Genomic DNA, 10,965 nt, shown 5'->3' with positions numbered 1-10,965 from the left:
CGCTACTTGTTGGCGATCTGCTCGAGGTTCTCGGTGTGGGGGTGGCCGTCGTCGGCGGCGCTGAGCCAGAACTGCTGGGGTTTGCCGTTGCCGTCGGCGGTCTCACGGCTGATGAGCAGGCCGGGGCCGGTGGGGACGCCAACCGATTCGGCCTTTCCTCCCGCGAGGTCGTGCGTGCTCCCGGAGTTCAGGTCGACGATCTGGGTGGGCAAGGCCTTCCAGTCGGCTCGCGTCTGGTCATCGTCCTTGCCGACCGTGCTGGCGGCGAGTGCGGCCGCGGCGGACGGATCGCTGAAGCGTTGAAGCCACCCGCCGGGGTGGATCTGGTTGACGCCGGTGATGGTTCTGCGCACTGTGCCATCGGTGCCCATCTGGGTCACCGTGAACGGGCGGAACCGGGTGCTCCAGTCGTTGCTGGCGGAAGGGGAGTACGGGGACAGGAGGAGTGAGTCCCGGGAGGCGCCGATGAGCCAGTGGTCGCTGGGGATGGTGGACGGTTTGCCCGCAAGGTTGCTCAGTGGGTAGACGGAGATGACTCCCTGCCCCTCGGCTCCCGGGTAGTAGTTCTGGGCGGTCTGGATGGCCAGGCTGTCATTGGTGAGGACCCGCCCCAGGATCAGTCCGGAGACCTCCACCGAGCCCTCGAGCTTGCCCGTCTCGGCACTGAGGACGACGACGTAGGTGCGCTGGGCTGAGAAGTCGTCGTCCTGAGCGGTCCGGTGCGGTTGGAGAATGAGTGAGATGTGCTGCCCGTCGGGACTGACGACGCCCACGCCGGAGGATTCCTGTTCGAGAAGACGGAACGTGTTCTTCTGGGTGGTTGCCCAGTCATCACTGCTGGACTCGTACTCGTGATCGAACACCGCGGGTTCGATGCGGCTTGCCCACTGCAGGCCCTTGATATCCGGTTTGTACCCCGTGCTGCCCGGTTTGTAGCTGGTGACGACTCCTGCGCGTTCCGACTTGATATTGGAGGAGACCTGCGAGTTGTCCACCCTGACGGTCCCGTAGCGGGTAGGCAGGTCGCCAACGTCCATGATGTCGAAGTGGTTCCGCTCGGACTCCACCTGATCTGCACTGAGCGGGGTGACGGAGACTCCCGCCGACGGCGTGGTCGCTGCAGTCTTTGAGGCTGAGGAGCCGCAGCCGGATAGAGGGAGCGAGACGAGGAGTGCTGCCACCAGGGCACGGGCGGCACGGCTCGCCGCCGAACCGGTGTGGTGACGGCGCGTCGTGGGCATGGGGCTGGTCTTCGTCGCGTGTGTCGTGTGGTGCATCATCGCGCTTCTCCTCCCACGGCGTAGATGCGAGAGGTGCCGGAGTACCGCGTGCCGGTCCGAACCACGATGATGGTGGCGCCGGGGGTGCTGATGGCGCTCACGAGGTTGTCTTCCGGTTTCACGTCGGCGAGTGCCAGATCCTTGAGCTGAGGGTTGTAGAGCGTGTCTCCCGGTGGAGCGAATGTTGTGCCTGGCACCAGGGGGATTGATACGCCCGATGACCCGTCTGCGGGTTTGATGGTGATCCGTCCCTCGACGGCTTCACCCACGGCGGCCTGGGTGATGCCGACGGAGGCGGCGGCCAGCCCCGGAGTCTGCGCCGCCGCCGTCACTGCCACGGTCCGAGGGTTGAAGACGGAGCCGACAGTGCCGGAGGCCTCCCACAGGAGAAGGTCTGAGTCCACGTCATTCTTTGGTTTCTCAGCCGGGAGAGGTGGGAGGGTCACGAGGGTCTGCGATTTCCTGGAGGCGACCGAGTTGACCTTGGAGGTCATGCCGAGATCGTAGGCCCGAGTGTCTGTCCCGGGGACACCGGCCAGACCGTCGAGACTGACTGCTTGGACCTCCCTATCCTGTAGGCCCTCCTCGGACCATGAAGGCTTGACCTGTTTCCCGTCGGGTTTGTCAATGACCACCCAGCCGTCGATGACAACGGGGCTGTCGTCGACGTTGGACCCGCCGCTGGTCTGAGGGGGCGACTGGGGGGTGAGGTCAGGAAGCTCATGCGTGGCAGTGGGATCGTTTTGGGGGACCGCAACGTCATGGTCCCCCGAGGGGAGACTGAGGACGAAGGCCGAGTGCCCGGCTGCGCCGGAGTAGGCGGCCTGAGCGGATTCGGCTCCTGAGGCGCCGTCAATGGTGAGCTTTCGAAGGTCCCACATGGTTGACCGGTCCGTCAGCGAGTAGGCGGTGGTGCCGTAGAGGGCCGCCGAGTCGGTCATCTGGAGGGGGTTGTCGCCGCGCCAGTCGAAGACCGTTGCCCCGGTGATGGTGTCGAGCACGATGGTGGTCTTCGGCGTTGAGGCGTCGAGGTCTCCGTCCGTGTTGATCAGGGATGTGTAGACGACCGGCTCGTCGAATCTCATCGCCAGGTAACGCCCGTCGGGGCTGGTGATGATGTCTTTCGCTGTTGAGCCCTTGCGCTGATAGCTCCACCGGTTCGAGCCGTCACGAGGGTCGAGCCCGGTGACTCCATCAGATGTGAGAACGATGGGGCCGGCGGCGCCGGCGATCACGTCCTGTCCGCTCGCCAGGTTCTTGGTCCACACCTCCGTCGAGGCGAAGCCGGTGGGGTACTCCGGCAGCTGGTCGGCGTTCGCTGACGGGCCCGTGGTCTGGGTGATGGTGGGCCGGTGGGACGCCGTTGGGTGGCCGTGGTAGGGGACAGCAACGGAGGCGGCGAGCGCCACGACGGGAACGAGGGCGAGCAGGGCACGAGGGCCCAGGGTCCGGAGGGAGGATCGCCCCGGTCGCCGCAGCTGATCGCGCAGGTCGTGTATCCGCGCCGAGATTGGGGTGGGAACGTACAGCGACTCTTCGGCATAGGGCTCGAACAGAGCACGTGAGGCCCGCAGAAGAATGTCTGTGGACAGCAGCAGGGCGAAGGCGGCGATCCCCATGGAGTAGGCCAGGGCCTCGCCGAGGTTGACCGCGTAGGTGGAGAACACGGACTTCCAGAGCCTGACGATCGGGAGGACGGCGTACGCGGCAGCGGCCGGGACCAGAACAGCGGGCAGGAGCATGAGTGCTGTTCGGACTGCGGTCAGCATCCTGCTGCGTGTGCTGGGAGTGCCAAGTCGAGGCTCGGGCCAGAGGGTGACGCCGCACACCCATAGGGCCACGATCAGCGCCAGGCCCTTCCAGGACAGCAGGGGGAGCTTGAGCGTCACCTTGGCGATCCCGCTGCCGTAGATGACGCAGAGGGCGGCCGCGGCCACCATGCCGAGGAAGCAGCCGAAGCGCAGTGACGTCAGGGCCGCGATGATGCGCCGATGGCGCCGTCCGCGCCGGTTGAGGGCCGCATCGGCCTGGTCGGCCCTGTAGCCGGAAGCGGAGGGGGATTCGTCGAGGGGTTTCTCGACGTCGACTGCGGGCGGCATGGCGGGTTGTCTTTCCTCGGGGGCGGTCGGGCGTTACTTGGTGGAGAACTGCTCGAGGTTCTCGGTGTGGGGGTGTCCGTCGTCGTCGGCGCTGAGCCAGGAGACCGGCACGGACGGCGAGCTCTGCTTGTCGGGATCGGTTCTCCTCGTCATGAGGAGCCCTGGGCCGGTGGACAGCCCTGTCTCCTCGGCCTGGTCGCCGTTGAGGTCGGTGGCGGCCCCGGTGTCGACGTCGACCACCTCTCTCGCTGCCTGCGCAGACGCTTCGCCGTCCCCGCCGTCTGGGGTGGGCTCCTTGTACCTCTCGACCCAGCCGCCACGGTAGACCCTGTCTGCATGTGTGATGGTGCCGAGCTTCTGGCCGCCGGTGCTGATGCGCGTCAGGGTGAAGGGGCCGCAGGGACTGCTGCACATGTCGTGGTGCAGTGGCTGCGGTGACAGGAGCAGTGAGTCCTGGCCGGCTCCCACGAGCCACTGATCGGTGGGAGTCGTGGTGGGGGAGGAGGTTCCATTAAGTGGGAAGGCAGTGATGGCGCCCTTGCCCTCCCCGGCGGGAAAGTAGGCGCGAGCGGTCTCGACGGCGAGGTGATCGTTGGTGAGGGCCTGCGCCAGGATGAAGCCGGAGACCTCCCGGCTGAGGATGGTCTTCCCTGTCCTGGCATCAAGAACGACGACGTAACCGCGTTGCTGGGAGGCCAGTTCCACGGTGCTCGACTGATCGGTGAGCTGCGGCTCGTCCTCCTGCTTCCGAGTCACCTGTAACGCGAGGGAGACGTAGTTCCCATTGGGGCTCACGACCAGCGCGCCGACAGCTGTCGACATCAGTCGCCCTGTCAGATCGTGGTCTGAATAGTCCGGCCACGAGATGCTGCTGTCAGAGGCGTTGGTCAGGCTGATGTCGAGAGCCCACTGAGGTGTGTGCTCTGTGGAGTTGATGCTCGCGACCGTGAGAATGTTGTTTTTCAGGGCTGTTGAAACATGCGTCCCACCGTTGGTGGGGGTGGATGGCGTATCGAGCTCATCGATGTTCTTCAGGGTGCGCGAGGTGATCGCGAGAGACTCGTGAGTGGCTTTTGAGCTGAGAGGTGCGCAGGCGCTCAAGGAAAGCGCCAGGGTAAAGGCGATGACGCACAGTGCCGTCAAGGATCTGGGAAGAGTGTTGGTGACAGGAGGCATGAAAGTGAGTGCGTTTCGAGGGTGCTTGCCCATTATTTCCCTCCCGTGATGCCGTAGATCCTGACGTATTGTGATGCCCCATCTCCTGGAGGTGCGGCGTTCAGAGTGACGAGTGTGACGCCAGGGGTATTCACTGCCGACAGGTAGGAACCGCCGGCGTGCGCGACCGCCAAGTCGTTGAGTTTCGCGTTGGAGGAGTCGTCCGTTCCTGGTGCGTAGAAGGTTGTCCCGGGGGCGATGGGCAGGGACGCGGAGTGGCCGTCAGGGGTGCGGGCGGTGATCTGGCCACCAGGGTTCGTCTCTGTTGCCCGGGAGGTGATACCGACGGCGATACCAGAGATTCCTGCCGACTCTCGAGCGGGTTTCACTGCCTTGCTGTGCGGGTCAAAGACCTGCCCGACCGACGGCACCCCGCCCCAGAACTCTCTGAAGTTAGGAAACCTGTCGGCGTTGTTGGGTGGTGGGTTCGATGGCAGCATCGCCAGCGTTCCTGATGTGTAGGAAGCCATGGCATTGACGCCCAGCGTGACGCCCAGGTCGTAGGTCTGGGTGTCGGCACCTGGCACGCCGGCCAGGCCGTCAAGGTTCGCCGCGTAGGCATGGCCGGTCTCAGTCAGGGTGGTCGCCCGTGACCACGCATTGTTGTCGAAGGAGGCAACCCATCCGTCGATGACCACCACCCGCCCTAGATAGTTCTCGAGCAGGTTGGGAGTGGGAGTGATCTGGTCTGGGTGTGCCTGCGGGATGAGGGACAGATGCAGGTCCTTGCCGGTCTCGATGAGAAAGGACGCATGCCCGGCCGTACCGATATAGGCGCCTGGTCCGAGGGGTGGCACCTGAAGCCCGGCGCTCTGGAAGTCCCAGAGCTTGGTGTCCTTGTCCAGCGAGTAGACGGTTGTGTCATCGAGCAGGGCGCTGTCCGTGAGCTGGAGTGCCCCTCCTGCGCTGACGTGCTCGTGAGTCACTTTGCCGGTGACGGAGTCGAGCACCAGGGAGACGTAAGACTGGACGTCCTGGCGGTCCGGGCTGCCGTCATTCTGTTTCCCGCCGTTAGTGATGAAACCTGGGCCGCTCAGGCGCAGGGCGACATGGCGGTGGTCGGGGCTGGTGATGAGGTAGGTGTCGCCCAAGGATTGCGCGGCACGATTCGAAACCAGCGCGGAGTACACGGCGTCGTCACGCTGGTACGTCCAGCGAACGGAGCCGTCCTTCGGGTTGAGTCCCATGAGGCCGGTCGTGGTGAGGACCACGGGGCCTGCGGCGCCGCCGACGACGTCGAGCATCCCATCGACGTCCTTGCTCCAGGCGGCTTGGGAACCGAGAGCTGAGGGGGCCGACGGCAGCTGGGAGTCGCTGATGGCGGCTGCGGTCGTGTGGTGCACGGGGGCGGCCCCGCGGTAGTGCGGGACCGCAGCAATGCCCGTCAGGACAACAGATGGCAGAAGGATCAGAACGCCTGCAGCAGCAACCGTGCGTCGGCTGAGCGTCACGGGCCTGAGCGTCGGGAGCCAACGGCGCAGGCCACGGCGTCGTTTGGTGGGGGCTGATTCACGAGGGCGACATGCTCGGATCCCCCGGAGAACGGCGTCGCATGTCGCCAACAATCCAGCGGCGGCCAGACCGAGGGCCACGGCCAGCAGCTCGCCGACATGAAAGCCGGCGTTCAGGACCTCACGCCACAGCAGGATGACCCGCCAGACGGCATAGCCCGCACAGCCCGCGATGCCCGCCGGCAGGAGGATGAGGGGGATCTTCGGTGGCTTGGGGGTGCCCACGTTCTGCTCCGCCCACGCACTGAAGCTCTTGGTGCAGATGGCGGCGCAGGCGGCCCAGAGCCCGACGGCGATGAGAACCGGATACTGGCACTGCTTGCGCAGCGGAGTGAACAGGTGGGACAGGCCGATACCCCACAGGAAGTACAGCCCGACGGCGGTGGCCGACGCGAGCAGAAAACCGACCCGAAGCGCCCTCAGGATGCTGGTGAGGCGCTTGGACCATCCGCGACGGTGCTGACGAGCCGGGGTCTCTTCGGCGGCGTCAGTGTCGGCATCGGATGGGGACTCGGCGGCAGGCGGCATGGCGTGGGTCCTTCGGTGTGGGTCGGATGGGCGCTACTTGGTGGAGAACTGCTCGAGGTTCTCGGTGTGGGGGTGGCCGTCGTCGGCGGCGCTGAGCCAGAACTGCGGGGTGGAGGTGGTCTCGCGGTTTTGGCCTTCGCCGGTGGAGGTCTCCCGGGAGACGAGGAGCCCTGCAGCAGTCGGCAACGCGACTTCCTTCACCTCAAGGCCCGCGACGTCGGTGGTGACGCCGGAGTCAAGGTGGACCAGTTCAGTGGGGACGGTCTGAGGAGGGTTTGAGGTGTCCTTCGGGGGCGGTGTGCTGGTGTCCTTGACCCGTCCGACCCATCCGCCCCGATAGACGTCGGTCACTCCGGCGATTGTTCCGACGACGTCGCCGCCCTTGCTCAGGCGGGTGAGCGGCTGAGCGCTGTAATGCCCTCCGCTCATGTTGGACGGCGCCAGCAGCAGGGAGTCCTGGGTGGCCCCGACGAGCCACTTGTCCGTGGGGATCGTGGTCGCCTTGGCCGTCGGCTTGTCCAGGGCGTACGTGGTGATGGTCCCGTGTCCGTTTCCGCCGGGGTAATAGCTCTGGGAGGTCTCCACGGCCAGGGTGTCATTGGTGAGCACCTGGCCCAGGATCAGCCCCTTGACCTCCTCAGTGCGGACAGTCCTTCCGGTCTCGGTCTCGATGACGAGGACATAGGCGCGCTGGTCTGCGATGGTGAAGTCCCTCGTCCTCTTGTTGCCCGGAAGCCTGTCATCGCTCGTCGCGTTGGAGCGGAGGAGAATGAAGGAGGCGTAGTGAGTATTCGGGCTGACAACTGCATAACCACTGGTTGGGGTGAAGAGGAGGTAATCTGCTGCGCCTTGGGGGGTCATCGTCTCGTCAGTGCAGACGCCGGAAATCCTGGGAGTGATTTTCGTGGCCCAGACGATATCGTCCTGGGTGTCATGTTTCACCAGTGCTGAAGGGGCGTCCATGTCGCAGGTGGTGTCGAGATGGAGAGGGCCGCTCTTGGTTGGCAGGGGAGAGACGTAGCCTGGGTAGCTATCGTCAATCTTGATTGCCTTGGCCTCCTCGGCGCTTACGGAACTGAGCACTGGTTTGCCGGACTCATCCGGGGTGCTGTCCGTGAGCTGGCATGCAGTCAGCGAGGTCAGCGTGAGGGTGAGTGCTACCAGTGTGGTGAAGCGACGTCGGGGACGTTGTGAGTAACGACTGTCCCTTACGTGCCAATGTTCGGTGATTCTCATGTTGTTGCGCCCTTCGTGAGACCGAAAAGACGAAAGGTGTGGGGGGATTCATTGTGTTGCGCCGTGGGGTTGAGGATGATGATGTTGGCGCCTGGGGCGTGAAGTGCGGACACCTCTGAGGAATCTTTGAGCGCGATGGCGATATCCTTCATGTCAGGGTTGTACTTGGGTGATCCCGGTGTGTGGAAAATGCTTCCCGGAGGGATGGGGAAGGAGGCCTCCTCGCCCTGGCCCATGGGGGCGACTCGCACTCTTGCCTCGAGACTGTTGGGTGTGCTCGCGGGTGATATTCCAACTGCTCGGATGAGTCCTGAAGATTGGTTCATGGGTAGGATCTTCTGTGTTGAGGGGTCGAAGATTGCTGAGACCGTATGAGGTTCCTCCCAGAAGTTAAAAGAGTGTTCTTTGAAGGTGTTTCGTGCGGACGATGATGGCGTTCCGGGGAGCATGATGACTTTTCCTGTGGTCAGCGATGCGGTGGTGTTGATGCCCACACTTCGTCCCAGGTCATGTCTTTGCTGCTGAGAGTCTTCTTCGGAGAGTAGGGAGTCCAGGGTGACGGCTTGCATCGCCCAGCCCTGGTGGAAGGATCCGTTGGCGCTCGTCGGGGCTCCGTCTCGATAGATGGCTGTCCAACCATCGATGCAGATGGCATTCGGAGTCTCTATCATCAGCGCCGACGGAGGAGAGGTGTGGATCTGATCTGGATCGTCCTGGGAAACAAGGTATAGGCGGCCGTACAGTGCACTATTCTCGTCTTGACTGCCTTCGCTGTCGGCTTCGACGTTGACGATGAAGGTCGAATGTCCCGCTGTCCCCGAGTAGGTCGTTCTTTGGTTGGAGGAGTCGGATTTGTGCTTATCGAAGTCCCACGTCTCGACGCCGCTGTCGATGGCGTAGATCTTGCTTCCGTCCATGATGGCAGAATCGGTGATCTGAAGGGCGCCACCGTCGGATAAATGGTCAATAGCCACCCGTCCGGTGGCGGTGTCCAGGACGATTGTGATCGCCGGCTGGCCGATGCCTCGTCCGTCTCCTGTCTTTCCCGGGCCGGCCAGGCGAAAGGCGACGTAACGACGGTTGGGGCTGACCGCCAGGGTCCGGTGGAGTCTGTCGCCGATGAAGTTGGGGAGGCTACCGAAAATCTCAATGTATGTTGAACCCGGGCGCTCGTAGCTCCACAGGACACTGCCGTCCTCCGGGTTGAGGCCCATGACGCCGTCGGCAGTGTGGATGACGGGGCCGGCGACTCCCGCCGCGATGTCGAGGACATTGTCAATGTCCTTGACCCAGGCTGGCTCGCTGGCCAAGGAAGTGGGATAGGCGGGAAGATTCTTGGCGACTGATGGTGGCGCCAGCTTCTGGACGGCCTCATTGCGTCGGCTCAGCGGGACGGCGGCGGCCCCAGCGAGGATGACGGAGGGGGCCAGCACCAGAGCGGCGCGTGCAAGAGTCCGACGTCGTGGACCCTCGGGGTGCTGAACCGGCCTTCTGGACCGCCGGAGACGTGACCACCGCTTGCTCCGGAACTGCTCCGGAGGCAGTACGGCGGCCCGGAGCATGCGAATGAGAATGTCGGTGATGCTTAGAAGTGCCAGTCCTGCCGTTCCCGCGGCGATGGCGACGAGTTCCCCGGTGTTGATCCCGGTACGGAAGAGCACGGAGGACCACGTTGACAGGCACTCCCACATCATCCAAGCGGTGAATACTGCGATTCCACTCATCGCCAGGACGGCGACCGCCGTGCGTATCACGGCGATGGAGGAGCCGTGGACTGGATCGCGGAACCTTGAGGGCCGAGGGCGCAGGATGACGGTCATGAACCAGAAAGCGGCGATCACGACGGGAGGTACGCCCCAGATGGGGGAGGTGTCAACGCCGCTGGGCCAGGCGAAGAAGAGCACCACGGCGCCGATGACGCTGAGCAGCGCCCCGATTCTCAGTGCTGGCAGGGCGGGCAGGAGATGTTGCGCGATACCCGCGGCCCCCTGCCCTGTCTCCCGCGCTTCGGTGTCAGGGGCCTGACCGGTGGACGTGCTGGAGATGTCAGTCGGCGCCGTGTCGTCATGATCGGCGTCGGCTCGAGAAGTCGCGGGAGGCATGATCTCCATTGTGGTGGGCCGCCCCGGATCGTGCGGCAAAATTCGTGGGGCAGTTTGTCCTGCGCCGCGTGAATACACCGACGCCGTCCCTGCCATCGCGTTCGTACCTTGAGTCTCGCGTTCGTGCCTTGGGCCTCGCGTTCGGGGGTTAAGGGTACGAACGCGAGACCTACCCTACGAACGCGACCAATGGGGCAGGGCGTCAGGCGGAGGCTGAGCCTGCGAAGACGACGATGGACGGGGATCATGGCCTCATGAACTGCTCGCACCATCGTCTGGCCCTCCTGACAACCACCGGTGCCGGCCTCTGTGGAGCGCTGGTGCTGGCCGCCTGTGCCGCCCGTCCACGCGGGGACGACTCGCTCCCGCTGCCCGGCGACGACCTGGTGCCCGAGGCGACCATGATCGAGACCCACCAGATCGACATCGACGCCCCGGTAGCCGCGGTCTGGCCCTGGCTGGTGCAGCTGGGGTACGAGCGCGGCGGCTTCTACAGCTTCGATCTGCTCGAGCGTCTGGCGGGTGTGGGCATCACCAATGCCCGACGCGTCGAGCCGCGGTGGCAGGACCTCGCCGTCGGTGACCGGGTGTATCTGGCCGCCGACGCCGCCCTGACCGTCGCGCGTCTCGAACCCGGGCACTGCCTCGTCCTGTCCTCCGACGGCGGCGCCGCGCCGCCCGGGGCGGGCATGGACTTCGACTTCTCCTGGGCCTTCGTGCTCGACGAGCTTGACGCTCCCCGCTCCGGTCGCTGCCGTTTGCGGATCCGGGAGCGCTACCTACCCCACCGGAGCGCGACGACGGCGGTGGTGTGGGCGGTGCGCCCCGTCGCCAGGTTCATGACCCGGGGGATGATGTGGGGCCTGCGCAGGCGCGCCCAGGGCTGAGTCGACCCGGCTCAAGGCTTACTCACGCCTACCGCGAACAGGGGCATGGCCCAGGCGTCGGCCTGGTTAGCCTTGTCAGCACGTGCTCTCAGCGCCATCTCTCCGCG

At 64.9% G+C, this 10,965-nt stretch carries 7 protein-coding genes; 1 reads left to right on the top strand and 6 read right to left on the bottom strand.

Going from position 1 to position 10,965, the window contains the following annotated elements; genetic code table 11:
• Positions 1-2: 2 nt before the first annotated feature.
• From RIV14_RS01970 to RIV14_RS01945, 6 genes are all read right to left on the bottom strand, one after another.
• Positions 3-1,277, bottom strand: coding sequence for a hypothetical protein (locus tag RIV14_RS01970; protein WP_256699351.1), 1,275 nt, complete (start codon positions 1,275-1,277; stop codon positions 3-5).
• Entirely contained in the window at positions 1,277-3,379 is a 2,103-nt protein-coding gene (locus RIV14_RS01965) for a hypothetical protein (RefSeq protein WP_075373289.1), read from the bottom strand. The genes RIV14_RS01970 and RIV14_RS01965 overlap by 1 nt, the downstream gene beginning before the upstream one ends.
• A gap of 33 nt (positions 3,380-3,412) precedes the next feature.
• Positions 3,413-4,555, bottom strand: coding sequence for a hypothetical protein (locus tag RIV14_RS01960; protein WP_143224243.1), 1,143 nt, complete (start codon positions 4,553-4,555; stop codon positions 3,413-3,415).
• 32 nt (positions 4,556-4,587) lie between these two features.
• Positions 4,588-6,633, bottom strand: coding sequence for a hypothetical protein (locus tag RIV14_RS01955; protein ID WP_075373288.1), 2,046 nt, complete (start codon positions 6,631-6,633; stop codon positions 4,588-4,590).
• A 33-nt stretch (positions 6,634-6,666) separates the two neighbouring features.
• Positions 6,667-7,716, bottom strand: a complete 1,050-nt coding sequence (locus RIV14_RS01950) for a hypothetical protein (protein ID WP_081379519.1) — start codon at positions 7,714-7,716, stop codon at positions 6,667-6,669.
• 149 nt (positions 7,717-7,865) lie between these two features.
• Complete coding sequence (locus RIV14_RS01945) at positions 7,866-9,971, bottom strand: PQQ-binding-like beta-propeller repeat protein (RefSeq protein WP_143224242.1); 2,106 nt, start codon at positions 9,969-9,971, stop codon at positions 7,866-7,868.
• Positions 9,972-10,225: 254 nt separating this feature from the next.
• Between RIV14_RS01945 and RIV14_RS01940 the strand changes: the two genes are divergently transcribed.
• Positions 10,226-10,858, top strand: coding sequence for an SRPBCC family protein (locus RIV14_RS01940; RefSeq protein WP_075373333.1), 633 nt, complete (start codon positions 10,226-10,228; stop codon positions 10,856-10,858).
• The last annotated feature ends 107 nt before the right edge of the window (positions 10,859-10,965 follow it).

This window comes from Actinomyces acetigenes (assembly GCF_031296635.1).
Lineage (GTDB): Bacteria > Actinomycetota > Actinomycetes > Actinomycetales > Actinomycetaceae > Actinomyces > Actinomyces acetigenes.
The sequence above is the reverse complement of the archived record's forward strand: the minus strand, read 5'-3'. Positions and strand labels throughout refer to the sequence as shown.